Annotated in this window: 15 protein-coding genes; 10 read left to right on the top strand and 5 right to left on the bottom strand. The window is 61.1% G+C overall.

Translation table 11 applies throughout. The features are described 5' to 3' along the window. Genes ACLEJQ_RS02005 through ACLEJQ_RS01995 form a run of 3 tightly spaced genes read right to left on the bottom strand, consistent with a single transcriptional unit; the run spans nucleotide 1 to nucleotide 4,888 of the window. Nucleotides 1-588, bottom strand: a complete 588-nt coding sequence (locus tag ACLEJQ_RS02005) for a chemotaxis protein CheB (protein WP_440791677.1) — start codon at nucleotides 586-588, stop codon at nucleotides 1-3. Next, the gene (locus ACLEJQ_RS02000) at nucleotides 585-1,400 is read right to left on the bottom strand and encodes a CheR family methyltransferase (RefSeq protein ID WP_440791676.1); all 816 of its coding nucleotides are present in this window, start codon (nucleotides 1,398-1,400) and stop codon (nucleotides 585-587) included. The genes ACLEJQ_RS02005 and ACLEJQ_RS02000 overlap by 4 nt, the downstream gene beginning before the upstream one ends. Then, a complete protein-coding gene (locus tag ACLEJQ_RS01995) occupies nucleotides 1,400-4,888 on the bottom strand; it encodes a response regulator (RefSeq protein ID WP_440791674.1) in 3,489 nt (1,162 codons plus the stop codon). The genes ACLEJQ_RS02000 and ACLEJQ_RS01995 overlap by 1 nt, the downstream gene beginning before the upstream one ends. A gap of 257 nt (nucleotides 4,889-5,145) precedes the next feature. On the opposite strand from ACLEJQ_RS01995, the gene ACLEJQ_RS01990 reads away from it, so the two are divergent. The 10 genes from ACLEJQ_RS01990 (at nucleotide 5,146) to ACLEJQ_RS01945 (ending at nucleotide 16,731) form a co-directional block, all read left to right on the top strand. Continuing rightward, nucleotides 5,146-5,517, top strand: a complete 372-nt coding sequence (locus ACLEJQ_RS01990) for a response regulator (protein WP_440791672.1) — start codon at nucleotides 5,146-5,148, stop codon at nucleotides 5,515-5,517. 76 nt (nucleotides 5,518-5,593) lie between these two features. Continuing rightward, nucleotides 5,594-6,886 (top strand): glycosyltransferase, encoded by a 1,293-nt coding sequence (locus ACLEJQ_RS01985; protein ID WP_440791670.1) that lies wholly within the window; start codon nucleotides 5,594-5,596, stop codon nucleotides 6,884-6,886. Nucleotides 6,887-6,962: 76 nt separating this feature from the next. Next, the gene (locus ACLEJQ_RS01980; RefSeq protein ID WP_440791669.1) at nucleotides 6,963-7,868 is read left to right on the top strand and encodes an AraC family transcriptional regulator; all 906 of its coding nucleotides are present in this window, start codon (nucleotides 6,963-6,965) and stop codon (nucleotides 7,866-7,868) included. A gap of 325 nt (nucleotides 7,869-8,193) precedes the next feature. After that, nucleotides 8,194-9,504 (top strand): ABC transporter substrate-binding protein, encoded by a 1,311-nt coding sequence (locus tag ACLEJQ_RS01975; protein WP_440791667.1) that lies wholly within the window; start codon nucleotides 8,194-8,196, stop codon nucleotides 9,502-9,504. A 160-nt stretch (nucleotides 9,505-9,664) separates the two neighbouring features. Continuing rightward, nucleotides 9,665-10,597: a carbohydrate ABC transporter permease gene (locus tag ACLEJQ_RS01970; protein WP_440791666.1), complete on the top strand. Its 933-nt coding sequence runs from the start codon at nucleotides 9,665-9,667 to the stop codon at nucleotides 10,595-10,597. A 10-nt stretch (nucleotides 10,598-10,607) separates the two neighbouring features. After that, nucleotides 10,608-11,438: a carbohydrate ABC transporter permease gene (locus tag ACLEJQ_RS01965; RefSeq protein WP_440791664.1), complete on the top strand. Its 831-nt coding sequence runs from the start codon at nucleotides 10,608-10,610 to the stop codon at nucleotides 11,436-11,438. Nucleotides 11,439-11,477: 39 nt separating this feature from the next. Further along, nucleotides 11,478-12,581, top strand: coding sequence for an ABC transporter ATP-binding protein (locus tag ACLEJQ_RS01960; RefSeq protein WP_440791663.1), 1,104 nt, complete (start codon nucleotides 11,478-11,480; stop codon nucleotides 12,579-12,581). A 15-nt stretch (nucleotides 12,582-12,596) separates the two neighbouring features. After that, on the top strand, nucleotides 12,597-14,078 hold the full coding sequence (locus ACLEJQ_RS01955) for a mannitol dehydrogenase family protein (protein WP_440791662.1): 1,482 nt from the start codon (nucleotides 12,597-12,599) through the stop codon (nucleotides 14,076-14,078). A 214-nt stretch (nucleotides 14,079-14,292) separates the two neighbouring features. Next, a complete protein-coding gene (gene xylB / locus ACLEJQ_RS01950) occupies nucleotides 14,293-15,780 on the top strand; it encodes a xylulokinase (protein ID WP_440791660.1) in 1,488 nt (495 codons plus the stop codon). 12 nt (nucleotides 15,781-15,792) lie between these two features. Further along, a complete protein-coding gene (locus ACLEJQ_RS01945; RefSeq protein WP_440791658.1) occupies nucleotides 15,793-16,731 on the top strand; it encodes a carbohydrate kinase family protein in 939 nt (312 codons plus the stop codon). A 77-nt stretch (nucleotides 16,732-16,808) separates the two neighbouring features. Here ACLEJQ_RS01945 and ACLEJQ_RS01940 read toward each other — a convergent pair whose 3' ends face one another. Both ACLEJQ_RS01940 and ilvA read right to left on the bottom strand, forming a co-directional pair. Beyond that, nucleotides 16,809-17,090, bottom strand: coding sequence for a DUF1652 domain-containing protein (locus ACLEJQ_RS01940; protein ID WP_440791656.1), 282 nt, complete (start codon nucleotides 17,088-17,090; stop codon nucleotides 16,809-16,811). Nucleotides 17,091-17,474: 384 nt separating this feature from the next. Next, the gene (gene ilvA, locus ACLEJQ_RS01935) at nucleotides 17,475-18,482 is read right to left on the bottom strand and encodes a threonine ammonia-lyase, biosynthetic (RefSeq protein ID WP_440791654.1); all 1,008 of its coding nucleotides are present in this window, start codon (nucleotides 18,480-18,482) and stop codon (nucleotides 17,475-17,477) included. Nucleotides 18,483-18,806: the final 324 nt, after the last annotated feature.

Below are 18,806 nucleotides of genomic sequence, written 5' to 3'. Positions count from 1 at the left end.
TCATTCCAGCCCGGCCAGCAATTGGCCGATGCCTAGCAAAGTGAGGATATGATCGGGCTGGTGCAGGGCCAGCGCCGCTTCAGGCATGGTCGAGACCTGGGCTTCGTCGGGATCCTGGACCACCGTGGTTCCGCCCAGTTCCCTGACTCGCGCCAGGCCACGGGCGCCGTCGCAGTTGGCGCCAGTCATCAGTACCGCCAGCAAACGCGGTCCATAGACATCGGCGGCCGACTCGAACAGTACATCAATCGAGGGCCGGGAATGGTGCACCGGCTCCTCCAGACTCAACGACAGGCTTCGATCGGCTTCCACCGACAGGTGATAGCCGGGAGTTGCGAAGTACAGCGTACCGGGCACGATATCCAGTTTGTCCCGCGCCTCCAGCACCGGTACCGCGAGGCGATGACCAAACACCTCGGCCAACTGGCTGTCGCGCTGGTCCGGCAAGTGCAGCACCACCATGACCGGCAGGCCGAAGCCCTGGCGCAGGTGTCCGAACACCTTGAGCAGTGCTTCGACGCCGCCGGCGGATGCGCCCACGACAATGGCCTCGATGGGGGCCCCGGATCGGTCCGTCGACTGGTTCATAACTTGCGATAGATCCGCTCCTGTTTGACCAACGGCTCGAAGTGCCCGCCGTAGGCCGAGAAATCTAGGGTCTCCTTACTGCCCAATACCAGGAAACCGCGATGACTCAGGGACTCATGAAACAGGCCGAACGCACGATCTTGCAACTTTTTGTTGAAATAGATCAATACGTTACGGCATGAAATTAATTGAGTTTCTGAAAATACGCTGTCGGTGGCCAGGCTGTGATCGGCGAAGGTCACGTTCTTGCACAGGGACTTGTCGAACATCGCGTAATCGTAGGCCGCCGTGTAGTAATCGGCAAACGAGCGTCGGCCGCCGGCGCGCTGGTAATTCTGCGTATAGGCGCGCACGCTTTCCAGGGAAAAGATGCCTTGCTTGGCTTTTTCCAGCGAGCGTGGATTGATATCGGTGGCGTAGATGAACGTGCGGTCCAGCAGACCTTCTTCGCGCAACAGGATCGCCATGGAGTAGACCTCTTCCCCCGTACTGCATCCGGCTATCCAGATCTTGATCGAGGGGTAAGTCTTGAGCAGCGGCACCACTTCCTCGCGGATCGCGAGGAAGTGCGTCGGGTCACGAAACATCTCGCTGACCGGTATCGTCAACAGTTGCAGCAACTGCATGAAGGCCCCCGGGTCGTGCAGCACCCGCTCCTGCAACGCCGAGATGGTCTTGCATTCGAACTGGCCCAGCGCATGTTGCACCCGGCGCTTGATCGATGAGCCGGAATAATCGCGAAAATCGTAGCTGTACTTGAGGTAGATCGCCTCGATCAACAACCGAAGTTCAATGTCAGAGTCTCGTTCCACTAAATTCTTTCCATATTCGGCAACCACACGCGAATCAGCGAAAACAGACGATCCAGGTCTATCGGCTTGGCCAGATAATCGTTGGAGCCCGCGGCCAGGCACCGTTCCTGGTCATCTTTCATGGCCTTGGCCGTTACGGCAATGATGGGCAGCTTGCGCCAGCGCGGGTCCTTGCGGATCCGTGCGGTGGCTTCGAAACCATCCATCTCGGGCATCATCACGTCCATCAGCACCAGGTCTATGTCTTCGACTTCGTTCAGGCGATCGATCGCCTCATATCCGTTACGGCCGATGACAACCACCGCCCCTTTCGCCTCCAAGGCGCTGGTCAGGGCAAAAATGTTGCGCACATCGTCGTCCACCAGCAACACCTTGCGGCCCTCGAATACCTTGTCGCGGCTGCGGGCGGTCTTGAGCATCCTTTGTCGCTCATGGGACAACCGCGATTCGACTTTGTGCAGAAAAAGTGTCACCTCGTCCAACAGGCGCTCCGGCGAACGGGCGCCCTTGATGATGATCGAGCGCGAGTACTTGCGCAGTTCGGCCTCCTCATCCCGGGTCAGGTTGCGCCCGGTGTAAACGATCACGGGTGGAAACGAGCAGATATCCTCGGTAGACATGCGCTTGAGCAGGTCGTTGCCCAGCATGTCCGGCAGCTTCAGGTCGATAACCATGCAGTCGTAGACATTGGTGCGCAGCAGGTCCAGCGCCTCTTGCGCGAGGCCGACGGCGGTGATCTCGATGTCATCGTCGCCGATCAGGCGAGTGATACTGTCACGCTGCAGGTCATCGTCCTCCACCAGCAGCACATGCTTGACCTTCTGCGTCAACTTGGCTTCCAGGCGGGCGAAGACCTCCTTGAGTTCCTCACGGGTAGTGGGCTTTACGGCGTAGCCGATGGCGCCCATGTGCATGGCCGCCTCGACGCGGTCCTCCACGGAAATCACGTGCACCGGGATGTGCCGCGTCTCGGGCTGCTCCTTGAGCCGCTGCAACACTGTCAGCCCGGAGTGGTCCGGCAGGCGCATGTCCAGCAGGATCGCATCGGGGCTCAGGTGCGAGGCCAGGTCGAAGCCTTCGTCGGCACCGTGGGCCACCAGACACTGATAACCCAGTTCATGGGCCAGGTCGAACAGGATCCGGGCAAACTTGGGCTCATCCTCGATCACGAGGATGCAACGGGTGTCGAACGGTGCCTTGTCGCGGTCATCGGCGAACCGGACGATGGGCAGGTCCACCTCGGCGATCAGCGGTGCGCGGGCCGTTTCGCGTGACTGCGGAGCCGGTGCCGGCGCGGTCGCCGTCGGGGTGAAGGTTCTTGGCTCTACCGGCGTGTCTCCCGGCTCGACGTAGCGTTCAGGCAGCACCAGGGTAAACACACTGCCCTGCCCCGGCTCACTGGAAACCGAAATCGAGCCGCCCAGCAACGTTGCCAGATCGCGAGAGATCGACAGCCCCAGGCCTGTACCGCCGTACCGACGGTTGGTGGTGCCATCGGCCTGGCGGAAAGCCTCGAAGATGCTCTCCTGCTGATCGGCGGCGATGCCGATTCCCGAATCGCGCACCATGAACGCGATACCCGAGCCCGGTTGACCGGCCACGGACAGGCTGACGCCGCCTTGCTCGGTAAACTTGACGGCATTGGACAACAGGTTCTTGATCACCTGTTCCAGGCGTTGGCGGTCGGTATACAGCATCGACGGTGCGTCCGGCAGCACCTGCACCTCGAAGCTCAAGCCCTTGTCGGCGGCCAGCGGCGTGAACATATCCCGCAGCCCCTCCACCAGGCGTTGCACACTGGTGCTCTCCGGACGCACTTCCAGCTTACCGGCCTCGACTTTGGAAATGTCCAGGATATCGTTGATCAGGTTCAGCAAATCATTGCCGGCGGAGTAGATCGACTCGGCGAACTTGACCTGCTCTTCACTGAGATTCTTCTGCGGGTTCTCCGCCAGCAGCTTGGACAGGATCAACGAACTGTTGAGCGGCGTGCGCAACTCATGGGACATGTTCGCCAGGAACTCGGACTTGTATTTGCTCGAACGCTGCAGTTCTTCGGCGCGCTCCTGCAACTGGATCTGGGCCAGATTCAGCTCGCTGTTCTTCTGGTCCATGGCGTCGCGTTGCTCGGCCAGTAGCTCGTTGGTCTGCTCCAGTTCCTGTTGCTGGGTTTCCAGGTGCGCCTGGGATTCCTTGAGAATCCGCGACTGCTCCTCCAGCTCCTCGTTGGCCGTCTTGAGTTCTTCCTGCTGGACTTGCAGCTCCTCGTTCAATTGCTGGGTTTCTGCCAAGACCTCCTGCAAACGTTGGCGATAACGGGCTGCCTCGATGGACGTGCCGATGTTGCCTGCCACCAGCTCCAGCAATTCGACATCGCGATCGGTCAAGGGGCGCAGGAAGCCCAGCTCGATGACGCCATTGATCCGGTCGTCATCGCTGGTGGGCATCACCACCACGCTGTTGGGCAGACCTTGGCCGAGCCCGGAACTGACTTTCAGATAATCGTCGGGGACCTCGTCCAGACGGATAGCTCGCCCTTGCTTGACGGCCTGACCGACGATGCCTTCGCCGTCGATGATGATCTGGTGCTGCTCGTCGTCCTCCCGGGACATCCCGTAAGTCGCGACACGCCTGAGCACGCCGGTCTCTTCCCGCGCATACAACGCAGCGACGGCGGAGCCCAGGTATCGGGCGCAAAATTGCAGGATATTGCGCCCCAACAGATTCAGGGTCAGTTGCCCCAGGACCTGCTCCGCCAGCTGGGTCTGCCCCGTGCGCAGCCAGGCTTGCTTCTCCAGACGCTCGGCGCTTTGCTGCTGTTTCTTCAGGGTGGCGCTATAGCTGTTGGACAGGCTCAACAGATCCCGGCGGCCGATATAGGCCAGCAGTCCGCTGACGGCGGCAACGAACAGCAGGTACAGGGCGATGCTCCAGATCGTGGTGGCGCGCACGTCTTCGTTGCGGGCCACGCGCAGCTGCTGTTCAGTCTCGACGATTTCCTCGAAAGTGTTGCGGATCTCGTCCGTCAGACGCTTGCCGCGCCCGGCCTTGATCGCCCCTCTGTAGTCGCCGCTGGAGCGTTGCAGGTCGATCATGCTCTGGGCGTAGCTGGTCCATTCCGCCTGCAGTGCCTGTACCTTGTGCAGGCGGTCGGTCTGGGTCGGATTGTCGGCTGTCAATTCCAACAATGTTTCCAGGGCCACAGCAATACGAGGCTTGGCGACTTCATAGGGGTCGAGGAAGTGCTCATCGCCGCTGAGCAGGTAGCCGCGCATACCGGTTTCCAGGTCCACGCTCAACTTCAGCGCTTCGTTGGCGTTATTGATCACCCGGTCGGTATGCCCGACCCACTGGATCACCGACAACAGATAAGTGATCAACACGATGAAGAACACGGCGCTGAGCGCGCCGATGCCCAACGGCAGGCTGATGTTGCGGCTCAGGAGCTTGCGAAAGCTTTGTTCGTCAACCGTAGACGAAGGAGTCATGGAATAGGCCTTGGTGGACAGTTGAAAACCGTGGAGTTTGCCCGAAAAATGTCGGTTGTATCCACATATCTGACAAGATAAAAGGCACAATTCCCACAGCGAACTGCCCTGTCGCGACGCAGCGACTATCCTTGTCAGCTCTTGTACTATAGATCCTTTGTTGTACAAGTCGGGGAACTTGTGCCGCCCTGCAACTTACTCATGCAGGAGGCCGTTTTTTACGCTCGTCCCGATTTCATTTTTTGAGAAGACCGACTATGTCCATCCCCGCCCCCATCCACCCACCCACCATCCTGGTCGTCGAGGATGATGACATCGTGCGCATGCTGATCGTCGATGTGCTCGAAGAACTCGAATACCAGGTGCTGGAGGCGGATGGTTGTGATCAGGCCCTGGCATTTTTGCGCGACGAGGCGCTGCCCATCGCCCTGATGATGACGGATGTCGGCCTGCCGGTGATGGACGGCCGAGAGCTGGCCAAGCAGGCCCGACTGGTGCGGCCGGGGCTGGCGATCCTGTTTGCCAGCGGCTACGCCGAGAGCATCGATGTACCGGAAGGCATGGCGGTGATCGGCAAGCCGTTTTCCATCGACCAGCTACGCGACAAGGTCCAACGTATTCTTGCTTGAGCCGGATCCGATTGTTGGTCACTATCGGCGCCCCGCGCGCCGACTGCGCCTGATTCGCCTTTAGGATTGCCTGCTCATGCTTCATCCCGCTGCCACTAAGGTCCTGGTCATCGGCTACGTCTGGCCGGAACCGCGCTCATCCGCTGCCAGTGGCCATGTCATGCAGATCCTCGAAACCTTCCTCGACGAAGGCTGGGACATTACCTTCAGCAGCCCCGCAGGATTTGGCGAGCACCGCGCCGATCTGGCGGCGCTGGGCATCCGGGAGGTGCCGATCGAACTCAATAACAGCAGTTTCGACGCGTTCATCCGGGAACTGGCGCCGGATATCGTGCTGTTCGATCAATTCATGATGGAAGAACAGTTCGGTTGGCGTGTCGAGAAACACTGCCCCGATGCCCTGCGTGTGCTGGAGACTTCCGACCTGCAAAGCCTGCGTCACGCCCGCCATCAGCGCCTGAAGGAGCGGTTGAAGGCCGATGATGCATCCGAGGATTTCAGCGACCTGTTTGCCCCTGCCCTGCGCGAGGAATTCGAGCTGATGGCCGACACCGACCTGGCCAAGCGCGAAATCGCCGCGCTATATCGCTGCGACCTGAACCTGATGGTCTCGGAGGTGGAGATCGAGCTGCTGGTGGAACACTTCAAGCTGCCCCGCAGCCTGCTGCACTGGTGCCCGTTGATGCCGGACCCGCCCAGCGCGCCCCTCGTGCCTTTCGAAGAACGGGCGCATTTTCTGAGTATCGGCAATTTCCGCCATGCGCCGAACTGGGACGCCGTGCTCTGGATGAAAAACGCCGTGTGGCCGCTGATCCGCCAGCAACTGCCTGGCGCACAACTGCATTTATATGGCGCCTACACCCCGCCCAAGGCCGCCGCCCTGCACAATCCGGCCCAGGGCTTTCATATCATGAACTGGGCCGAGGACGCCTTGCAGGTGATGTCGGCGGCGCGCATCTGCCTGGCACCGCTGCGTTTCGGCGCCGGTATCAAGGGCAAACTGATCGACGCGATGCTTTGCGGCACACCGAATGTCACCACCCCGGTGGGCGCCGAGGCCATGCACGGCGACCTGCCCTGGCCGGGATCGATTGCCCGCAGCGCCGATGGCATCGCCCACGCTGCGGTGCAGCTCTACAGCGACCCGGCACGCTGGACCCAGGCCCGGGACGCCGGCCTCGCCCTGCTCGCCAAGCGTTACCGACGGCAGGTGCATGGCCCGGCACTGATCGAAAGCATCGACGCCTGCCGCACCAACCTGGCGCAACGCCGCCGCGACAACTTCACCGGCAGCATGCTGCGCCACCACCAGCACAAGAGCACCCAATACATGTCCCAGTGGATCGAAGAAAAGAACCGCAACCACTGAACCGACCGTCCGGGCTGGCACCGATCCGGCGAAGGGGGCATTATCCAATGGCGATAACAACAAAAGCCTCAGGCCCATGACCCGAACCGCAAGAGTCACCGACCCTTCCTACGAGTTGATGGACGACCACAACGGCCTGTCCATCATCTACCGTCAGCACGGCTTCCCTTGCCCGCTGGTGCGCTGGCATTTCCATAAGGAATACGAGCTGCACCTGATCACCGCCAGCTCCGGCAAGGTGTTCATCGGCGATTACATCGGCAATTTCTATCCGCAGACGCTGTTTCTCACCGGGCCCAACCTGCCTCATAACTGGATCAGCCAGGTGACCGAGGATGAGGTGGTGCCCAAGCGCGACATGCTGGTGAACTTCACCGATGAGTTGTTCGACAGCGGTCATCAGGTATTTGCCGAGCTCAAGCCCATTACGCCATTGCTCGAACGGGCCCGATACGGCATCGAGTTTCGCTGCAAGCGCACCATTCGCCAGGCGATGATCCTGATGCAACGCATCGCCGACTCCCAGGGGATGAGCCGTCTCGGATACTTTTTCATCCTGATGGACCTGCTGGCCGCCAGCGACGACTACCAACTGCTGTCGGGGTCGACGTCCACGCCATCCACGGACGAGCACAGCATCGACCGCACCAACCGCGCGGTGGACTACATTTTTGCCCACTACGCCCGAGAGCTGTCCCTGGAAGAAGTCGCCGAGCACCTGGGCATGAAACCCACCTACTTCAGTCGGGTGTTCAAGCAGGCCACCGGGCGCTGCTTCATTGAGTTCGTCAATCGCCTGCGCATCAGCAAGTCCTGCGAACTGCTGGCCGACGGCGACAAACCAGTGACAGACGTATGCTTCGAATCGGGCTTCAACAATATTTCCAACTTCAACCGACGCTTCCAGCAGCTCAAAGGCATGACGCCTTCTCACTACCGCCGGCTGGCGGTGCAGCGCCTGACGGAGCAGAACCAGGGCTGAGCCCCTTGTGGCGAGGGGACTTAGCGAAACGTCGCACCGCCCCGTTGGGCTGCGCAGCGGCCCCAGATACCTCTACCACTGCGGTATATCGATCAGGATGAAGGGGGCTGCTCCGCAGCCCAGCGGGGATAAATCCCCTCGCCACAGGTTAATCCTTTCACCCTGTTCTCGATCAGTGCAAAAAAGTATCAGCACAAGTGCGACGGATGATTTGTCATGCCGTCCATAGAGGGCTGTAATCAGCGCACATTCTTCCCTTCATCCGGAAGACACAAAAACAATAACTGTCCTTCTGTAGCCTATCGGCGCGGAAAAGGAGTGCGCGATGAAACCTTCGGTAAAAGCTCTGCTTGTCTCCACCTGCATGACCCTCAGCAGCGTCAGTTTCGGCGCGCAGACCCTGACCATTGCCACCGTCAACAACAGCGACATGATCCGTATGCAGAAGCTCTCGAAAACCTTCGAGAGCGAGCATCCGGACATCAAGCTGAACTGGGTGGTGCTTGAAGAGAATGTCCTGCGGCAACGCCTGACCACAGACATTGCCACCCAAGGCGGGCAGTTCGACGTGTTGACCATTGGCATGTACGAAGCTGCACTCTGGGGTGCCAAGGGCTGGCTGGAGCCAATGAAAGACCTGCCGGCTTCCTACGACCTGGATGATGTGTTCGCCTCGGTACGTGACGGCTTGTCCGTCAAGGGGTCGCTGTACGCCCTGCCCTTCTATGCCGAAAGCTCGATTACCTACTACCGCACCGACCTGTTCAAGGACGCCGGTTTGACCATGCCCGAACACCCGACCTGGACCCAGATCGGCGAGTTCGCGGAGAAACTCACCGACAAGTCCAAGGAACAGTACGGCCTGTGCCTGCGGGGCAAAGCCGGCTGGGGCGAGAACATGGCGCTGATCACCACCCTCGCCAACGGTTATGGCGCGCGCTGGTTCGATGAGAAATGGCAACCGCAATTCAACGGGCCCGAGTGGAAAGACGCGCTGAATTTCTACGTCAACAACATGAAAAAATCCGGCCCGCCAGGCGCATCCAGCAACGGTTTCAACGAGAACCTGGCGCTGTTCAACAGCGGCAAGTGCGCGATCTGGGTCGATGCCAGCGTGGCCGGTTCGTTCGTCACCGACAAGACCCAGAGCAAAGTCGCCGATCACGTCGGCTTCACCTTCGCGCCCCACGAGAAAACCGACAAGGGCACCTCGTGGATGTATTCCTGGTCCCTGGCAATCCCCACCAGCTCGAAAGCCAAGGACGCCGCCAAGGTCTTTACCACCTGGGCGACCTCCAAGGAATACAGCCAACTGGTGGCCAAGACCGACGGCATCGCCAATGTACCGCCAGGCACCCGCACCTCGACCTACAGCGATGAGTACATGAAGGCCGCGCCGTTTGCCAAGGTGACGCTGGAATCGCTGAAAGTCGCCGACCCGAAGGCACCGACCCTCAAGCCTGTGCCCTACATCGGCATCCAGTTGGTGACCATCCCTGAGTTCCAGGCCATCGGCACCCAGGTGGGCAAGTTCTTCTCGGGCGCACTCACCGGCCAGCAGACCGTGGACCAGGCCCTGGCCGCCGCGCAGTCGACCACCGAGCGTGAGATGAAGCGCGCCGGGTATCCAAAATAAGGTCTGAAACACTCCATTTGTGGCGAGGGAGCTTGCTCCCGCTGGGCCGGGCTGGCGCTCCAGCGCGCAGCGGCCCTGGTTCTTTGGGTCTGCTGCGCAGCCCAGCGGGAGCAAGCTCCCTCGCCACAGGGAATGGCTGCCTAACGAGTGAATGATCGCCATGAATACTTCAACAACAACCGCCAAAGCCCCCATCGAGATGGCGCCGCCGGCGCGCAAGATCCGTCTGGCGAACCCTGGCTGGTTCCTGGTCAGCCCTTCGGTAGCCTTGTTGCTGCTGTGGATGATCGTGCCGCTGGGCATGACCGTCTACTTCTCGACGATCCGCTACAACCTGCTCTATCCCGGCGAGAACGAGTTCGTCGGGCTGGAGAACTTCACCTACTTCCTGACGGATTCGGGTTTCGTGCCGGGCGCCACCAACACACTGTTGCTGGTGGGCAGCGTGTTGCTGATCAGTGTCGTGCTGGGCGTGCTGATCAGCGCCCTGCTGGAGGCCAGTGAGTTTTTTGGTCGCGGGATAGTGCGCGTGTTGCTGATTTCGCCGTTCTTCATCATGCCCACCGTGAGCGCACTGATCTGGAAGAACCTGATTTTCCATCCGGTCTCGGGGATTCTCGCCGCGGTGTGGAAACTGTTCGGCGCCGAGCCGGTGGACTGGCTGGCCCACTATCCGCTGCTGTCGATCATCGTCATTGTCAGCTGGCAATGGCTGCCTTTCGCGATCCTGATCCTGATGACGGCCATGCAGTCCCTCGACCAGGAGCAAAAAGAAGCCGCCCGCCTGGACGGCGCTGGAGCAATTGCGATTTTCTGGCACCTGACCCTGCCGCATCTGGCCCGGCCGATTGCCGTGGTGCTGATGATCGAGACGATCTTTCTGCTGTCAGTGTTCGCCGAGATTTTCACCACCACCAACGGCGGCCCCGGCTTCGCCTCGACCAACCTGGCCTACCTGATCTACAACCAGGCGCTGGTGCAGTTCGACGTCGGCATGGCTTCGGCCGGTGGCCTGATCGCCGTGGTGATCGCCAACATCGCCGCCATCATCCTGGTGCGGATGATCGGCAAAAACCTCACCGACAAGCCTTGAGGCCGCAGCCATGACCCTTCAACAATCCCGTCGCCTGCAAAGCCTGCTGCTGGGCACGCTGGCCTGGGCCATCGCGATCCTGATCTTCTTCCCGATCTTCTGGATGGTGCTGACCAGCTTCAAGACCGAAATCGATGCCTTCGCTACGCCGCCGCAGTTCATCTTCACGCCGACGCTGGAGAACTACCTGCACATCAATGAACGCAGCGACTATTTCAGTTTCGCCTGGAACTCGGTGGTGATTTCCTTCAGCGCCACCGCCCTGTGCCTGTTGATCGCAGTGCCGGCGGCCTACTCCATGGCGTTCTACGAAACCCAGCGCACCAAACGCACCCTGCTGTGGATGCTCTCCACCAAGATGCTGCCGCCGGTGGGCGTGCTGATGCCGATCTACTTGCTGGCCAAGAGTTTCGGCCTGCTGGACACCCGACTGGCGCTGATTGTCATCTACACGCTGATCAACCTGCCGATCGTGGTCTGGATGATTTACACCTATTTCAAGGACATCCCCCGCGACATCCTCGAAGCGGCCCGGCTGGACGGTGCCACGCTGTGGCAGGAAATGGTCCGGGTGCTGCTGCCGATTGCCAAGGGCGGCCTGGCTTCCACGGTGCTGCTATCGCTGATCCTGTGCTGGAACGAGGCCTTCTGGTCGCTGAACCTGACTTCGTCCAAAGCCGCGCCGCTGACCGCGTTGATCGCGTCCTACTCCAGCCCCGAAGGTTTGTTCTGGGCCAAGCTGTCCGCCGTCTCGACCCTGGCCTGTGCGCCGATCCTGATTTTCGGCTGGATCAGCCAGAAACAGCTGGTGCGCGGTTTGTCCTTCGGCGCCGTGAAATAGCGCGCCCTACATAATTATCAGAAGTGGAGGCCCATCATCATGGCCAACCTGAAAATCAAGAATCTGCAGAAAGGCTTCGAGGGCTTCTCGATCATCAAGGGCATCGATCTGGAAGTGAACGACCGCGAGTTCGTGGTCTTCGTCGGCCCGTCGGGCTGTGGCAAATCCACACTGCTGCGGTTGATCGCCGGCCTGGAAGAAGTCAGCGACGGCACCATTGAACTCGATGGCCGAGACATCACCGAAGTCAGCCCGGCCAAGCGCGACCTGGCGATGGTGTTCCAGACCTATGCGTTGTATCCGCACATGAGTGTGCGCAAGAACATGTCCTTCGCCCTGGACCTGGCGGGCGTGCCCAAGGCTGAGGTCGAGAAAAAGGTCAACGAAGCGGCGCGTATCCTCGAACTAGGGCCGATGCTGGAGCGCAAGCCCAAGCAACTGTCCGGCGGCCAGCGCCAACGGGTAGCGATCGGCCGGGCCATCGTGCGCAATCCGAAAATCTTCCTGTTCGACGAGCCGCTGTCCAACCTCGATGCCGCGCTGCGGGTTCAGATGCGTCTGGAGCTGGCGCGGCTGCACAAGGAGTTGCAAGCGACCATGATCTACGTGACCCACGATCAAGTCGAAGCCATGACTTTGGCCGACAAGGTGGTGGTGCTCAACGGTGGGCGCATCGAGCAGGTCGGCTCGCCGCTGGAGTTGTATCACCAGCCGGCCAACCTGTTTGTCGCCGGGTTCCTCGGCACGCCGAAAATGGGTTTTCTAAAAGGTAAGGTCACCGCGTTGGACAGCCAGGGCTGTGAAGTCCTGCTGGATGCCGGCACCCGCATCAACCTGCCCTTGAACGGCGCCAGCCTGAACGTCGGCGGCCCGGTGACCCTGGGGATTCGCCCGGAACACCTGAACCTGGCGCAACCGGGCGATTGCACGCTGCAAGTCACCGCTGACGTCAGCGAGCGGCTGGGCAGCGATACCTTCTGCCACGTCGTCACGGCGTCCGGCGAGGCGCTGACCATGCGCGTTCGTGGTGACCTGGCGAGCCGCTTCGGCGAACAGCTGAACCTGCACCTGGATGCCGAGCACTGCCACTTATTCGATGCCGATGGCGTAGCGGTCACCCGCGCGCTGCGCGCCGCTGCCTGATTGCCGAGACCTGCAATGAAACTCAACCGACAAAACCTGCACCACCTCACCCCGGGCATCGCCCTGCCCGCCTACCCGTTGGGCGATATTCGCCAGGGCATCGCCCATATCGGCGTCGGCGGTTTTCACCGGGCCCACCAGGCGTACTACACCGATGCCCTGATGAATACCGGCGAAGGCCTGGACTGGGCCATCTGTGGCGTCGGCTTGCGCGCTGAAGACCGCCGCGCCCGGGACGACCTGGCCGGGCAGGACTATCTGTTCACCCTGTATGAACTGGGCGATACCGATGACACCGAAGTGCGCGTGATCGGCGCCATCAACGACATGCTGCTGGCCGAGGACGACGCCCAGGCGTTGATCGACAAACTGGCCGACCCGCAGATCCGCATCGTCTCGCTGACCATCACCGAAGGCGGCTACTGCATCGACGACAGCAGCGGCGAATTCATGGCGCAACTGCCGCAGATCCAGCACGACCTGGCCCACCCGGACGCGCCGAAGACCGTGTTCGGTTTTCTCTGCGCCGCCCTGGCCAAACGCCGGGCCAATGGCACCCGTGCGTTCACCTTGATGTCTTGCGATAACCTGCCCCATAACGGCGCGGTGACCCGCAAGGCGCTGCTGGCCTTCGCAAACTTGCGTGACGCCGAGCTGGCGCACTGGATCGACCATAACGTCAGCTTCCCCAACGCCATGGTCGACCGAATCACGCCCATGACCAGCGTCGCTCATCGCCTGCAATTGCACGACGAACATGGCATCGACGACGCCTGGCCGGTGGTCTGCGAACCGTTCGTGCAGTGGGTATTGGAGGACAAGTTCGTCAACGGTCGTCCGGCCTGGGAAAAGGTCGGCGTGCAGTTCACCGCCGACGTGACGCCCTACGAAGAAATGAAGATCAAGCTGCTCAACGGCAGCCACCTGGCCCTGACCTACCTCGGTTTCCTGAAGGGCTACCGCTTCGTCCATGAAACGATGAATGATCCACTGTTCGTACGCTACATGCGCGCCTACATGGACTTGGACGTGACGCCGCAACTGGCGCCGGTGCCCGGCATCGACCTGACCGATTACAAGAACACCCTGGTGGAGCGTTTTTCCAACCAGGCGATTGCCGATCAGTTGGAGCGAGTTTGTTCGGATGGCTCGTCTAAGTTTCCCAAGTTCACCGTGCCGACCATCAACCGCCTGATTGCCGACGGCGCCGAAACCCGGCGTGCGGCGTTGGTGGTGGCGGCCTGGGCGGTATACCTCAAGGGCGTGGACGAAAATGGCGTGAGCTACTCGATTCCCGATCCGCGGGCAGCGTTCTGCCAGGCGTTGGTGGCCGACGATGCGCTGGTGACTCAACGGATGCTGGAGGTGGAGGAGATTTTCGGCAGCGCCATCCCTCGCTCTCCGGAGTTCGTGGCAGCATTCGAGTGGTGCTGCAACAGCTTGCGCGAGCATGGCGTGACGCACACGCTGGAGCGGGTGTTGGCGGATGCAGGCTAGACTGCGTGCGTACTGAACATTATTCCTGTGGCGAGGGAGCTTGCTCCCGCTGGGCTGCACAGCAGTCCCCAAACCGGACGACGCGGTGAGTCTGACGGACCGGGTGTCAGGCATTTGGGTCTGCTTCGCAGCCCAGCGGGAGCAAGCTCCCTCGCCACGGGGGACCGTGTTCAACTGATCATTGTGTACCGAGACCCATAACCTGAGGATTTCCATGGCGAATCAACAACTGTACCTGGGCATCGACTGCGGCACCCAAGGCACCAAGGCTCTGGTGCTGGATGCCGCCAGTGGTCAGGTCCTGGGCCTGGGCGCTGCAGCCCACACGATGATCAGCGGCCCCAACGGCTGCCGCGAACAAGACACCGCGCAGTGGCTCGACGCGTTCGCCGAGGCGACTCGCCAGGCACTGGCAGCTGCGGGGGTCGATGGTCAGGCCATCCTCGGCATCGGCGTTTCCGGCCAGCAGCACGGCTTGGTGTTGCTCGATGAGCAAGGCGCCGTCCTGCGTCCGGCCAAACTCTGGTGCGACACTGAAAGCACCCCGGAGAATGATCGGCTGCTGGCCCACCTGGGCGGCGAAAGCGGCTCTCTGGAGCGTCTGGGCGTGGTCATCGCGCCGGGCTACACGGTCTCCAAGCTGCTCTGGACCCGCGAACAGCATCCGCAGTTGTTCAACCGCATCGCCAGCGTCCTGCTGCCCCACGACTTCCTCAATCATTGGCTCACCGGGCGCCATTGCACGGAATACGGTGACGCGTCGGGCACCGGTTATTTCAACGTCCGCACCCGCCAGTGGGATACGCAGTTGCTGCAGCACATCGACCCCAGCGGTCGCCTGTGCAAGGCGCTGCCGGAATTGATCGAAGCCCATCAACCGGTGGGACAGATCCTGCCGGCCATCGCGGCGCACCTTGGTATCAACCCCAACGCGGTGGTGGCCAGCGGCGGAGGGGACAACATGATGGGCGCCATCGGCACCGGGAACATCCAGCCCGGCGTGATTACCATGAGCCTCGGTTCTTCCGGCACGGTCTACGCCTACTCCGCCGAGCCCGCGGTCAGCCCGCAACCATCGGTGGCGACCTTCTGCTCCTCCAGCGGCGGCTGGCTGCCGCTGATCTGCACCATGAACCTGACCAACGCCACCGGAGCGATCCGCGAGCTGTTGGCGCTGGACATCGAAACCTTCAATGCCTTGGTGGCCGAGGCCCCCATCGGCGCCGACGGCGTGAGCATGCTGCCATTTCTCAACGGCGAGCGCGTCCCCGCCTTGCCCCATGCCACGGGCAGTCTGCTGGGGCTGACCACCACCAACCTGACCCGGGCCAACCTGTGCCGGGCCGTGGTCGAGGGCACGACCTTCGGCTTGCGCTACGGCCTGGATCTGCTGCGGGCCAACGGCCTGCAGGCCCAGAGCATCCGCCTGATCGGTGGCGGCTCGAAGAGCGCGGTGTGGCGGCAGATCGTCGCCGATATCATGGACACTACGGTCATCTGCACCGAACAAAGTGAAGCGGCCGCCCTCGGAGCGGCGATCCAGGCAGCCTGGTGCCATTCAGGTTCACCCCAGGGCCTGGCCGACCTGTGCGAGCGCTGCGTCAAGCTCGACCCGGCCAGCGAAACCCGGCCGGACGCCGGGAATGTCGCGGCAGCGCAAACCGCTTATGAACGTTATCGACAGCACGTCGCAATCCTGTGAGAGCAAGCAACTATGTATCTGGTGTGTGGTGAGGCACTGTTTGATTTTTTCAGCGAAAACGAAGCGCAGGGCCCGGCCTCGCAAGTGAACTTCAAGGCGATTGCCGGCGGCTCGCCGTTCAACGTAGCGGTGGGGCTGCGGCGCCTGGGGGTGGATTCAGCCTTGTTTGCCGGGCTGTCTACCGATTACCTCGGTCGGCGGCTACACAAGGTGCTACTTGATGAAGGTGTCAGTGACCGGTATTTGCTGGAGTTCGAGGCGCCGACGACTCTGGCGATGGTGGCCGTCGGGGCCGATGGCTCCCCTCACTACAGCTTTCGCGGCGAAGGTTGCGCCGACCGCCATCTGAGTCTGGAACATCTACCCACCCTGGGCCCCGAGGTGCGCGGCCTGCATATCGGCTCGTTTTCCCTGGTGGTGCAACCGATTGCCGACACCTTGATGGCCCTAGTGCAACGTGAAAGCGGCCGGCGCCTGATCAGCCTGGACCCCAACGTACGGCTCAACCCGCAACCGGACATCGAGTTGTGGCGCTCGCGGATCGCGACGCTGGTGGGATATGCCGACCTAATCAAGGTCAGTGACGAAGACCTGCGCCTGCTCTATCCCGAGCTCGATCCCAAGGCGGTCATTGAAGGTTGGTTGGAGCACCGCTGCCAATTGGTGTTCCTGACGCGGGGCGGTCAAGGGGCGACGGTATTCAGCCGGCAACATGGTAGCTGGTCGGCCCCGGCCCGAGCAGTGAAGATTGCCGACACCGTAGGTGCCGGCGACACCTTTCAGGCAGCATTGATTACCTGGCTGACGGAACAGGGACTCGACTCTGTCGAAGGGATGTGTACCCTGACCCGCGAACAGATCAGCGCCATGCTCGACTTCGCCATGGGCGCTGCGGCCCTGACCTGCGGTAACACCGGACCAGACCTGCCCTACCGCCGGCAACTGGCCTGATCGGACGCATAAAAAACTGGACGCCGGGCTCGGACAATAGCCGACCCAGCGTCAGGATATCCAGGCAAAGGCCGCTGTCAGCGCCCGGTCATACGATGATGTTGCGCGTGGAACTGGTTGCCTGAAGCGTGGCTATGATCGAGCTCGGTACGCAGCTCGGCGATCAGGTCGTTGATCGCCCGGCAGCCGGTGAGCTTCTTGGCATCGATGTCGGTTTTGATCAAGGCCACGCGATCGGTTTCATGATCGTCGTAAATCTTGACCGTCATCGACAAGTCAGGTGACAAAGTGCATTGCGAGCGCTTGGGCAGCAGACTGCTTTCAATGATGTTTCGCATTTCGAGGGCAGATAAAAACATGGCAACTCTCTCCTGTTGAGGCGGCCAATTTATGTTCACGGCGGCGGTATTTTCGTCCGTTTCTTCCCTGCGGACTGGGACTACGAATGCCGTGCCGTTCGTTCGTTCTTGGCGTTTTCGAATAATTGAGCCCCGTGAAGCGAACTCCCTAATCACACCGCAAAAAATATGCCTGTATCGTGGATATCGTCCATCGATGTAAATCAATGGCTTAGCTTCGCTGCGTGACGACTCGCTCGTGCAATTTGCATGGAAACGGTGATTTGCTCATGCAATGTGCAAGGGTTTGAATCGCCGCTGCCAACCTAGAGTAGTCCTTATTGTGATCGGCATACCGGGCACCCGTCGCCTGCCTCGAAAAAAGTGTGACGCACTGTAAAAAAATCAACGGACGTCTACGGCCGCGCGCTCGGCCACGTGGCGCAAACTGTCAAAGTTGATATTGGCTCCGGAATCAATCGCCACAAGGACTTGGTCTCGCGCGCCCGTTTTCGCCACGTAATGCTTGATACCGGCGACCGCCAGCGCGCCGGACGGCTCGGTGATCGAGCGCGTATCGTCATAGATATCCTTGATCGCCGCGCAGAGTTGGTCGTCGCTCACGGTCAGCACTTCATCCACGCAAAAGCGACAGATCTCAAAGCCATGGGCGCCGATCTGCGCCACCGCCACCCCGTCTGCAAAGGTTCCGACCGCAGGCAAGGAGACCCGCTCTCCGGCCGCAAGCGCCGCTTGCAAGCAAGCGGAGTGTTGCGACTCGACGCCGATGATGCGTATTTCCGGGCGCAGGTACTTCACATAGGCCGCAATCCCGGCGATCAGGCCCCCACCACCAACCGGAACGAATATCGCATCCAACCTGCCCGGGTGCTGACGCAGGATTTCCATGGCAACGGTGCCCTGCCCGGCGATCACCTCAGGATCATCGAACGGCGAAACGAACTCCCGTCCGGTCTGCCGGGCCAGCTCCAGCGCGTATGCCAGGGCGAACGGGAAGCTCTCGCCATGCAGCAGCGCTTCGGCGCCCCGGTTGCGCACGCCCAGCACCTTCAATTGCGGGGTGGTCGAAGGCATGACGATGCTCGCCGAAATCCCCAGCTCCCGCGCCGCCAGCGCCACGCCCTGGGCATGATTGCCGGCCGATGCAGTGATGACGCCCATGGCCCGCTGCTCGGGCGTCAGCTGCACCAGCTTGTTATAGGCGCCGCGGATCTTGAAGGAAAAGGTCGGTTGCAGGTCTTCGCGCTTGAGCAGGATCCGGTTGCCCAGGGCCTCGGACAGCGCAGGCGCCGGTTGCAGCGGCGTGTGCACGGCCAGTTCGTACACTGGCGCGGCGAGGATTTTCTTGACGTAGTGTTCCAGCAAGGCTTGTCCGGCGGGGGTAGCGGGCATGGCGGTCTCCTGGTTTGGGCGGAACCCGGGAGACAGAAAGAAAAAACCCGCCTCCAGGGCGGGTTGGGTGCAGCCGTCAGCTAGCCCGCCATATAAGGAATGGCGGTAATAATGCTTGGCTGGCTGGGCAGTATGGTCAGGGTCATGGCTGGAAGTTAGCTCGGGGGGTGGGGGTGAGTCAATGGCGTCGTGGCGGTTGGCTATGTTTCTTGTGGGAGGTCTGTGGGAGCAAAGCTTGCTCGTGAGGCGGGCTGAGGGGCTACCGGGATTTCTGTGTACATATCCATTACTGTGGTAACGGCTTCTTACGGTTCCGCCTTTACG

Origin of the sequence: Pseudomonas sp. SMV71 (assembly GCF_052042015.1) — a bacterium.
In the GTDB taxonomy this organism is placed as follows: Bacteria; Pseudomonadota; Gammaproteobacteria; order Pseudomonadales; family Pseudomonadaceae; genus Aquipseudomonas.
Note: the sequence above shows the minus strand (reverse complement) of the source record. Positions and strands in the feature narration are given on the sequence as shown.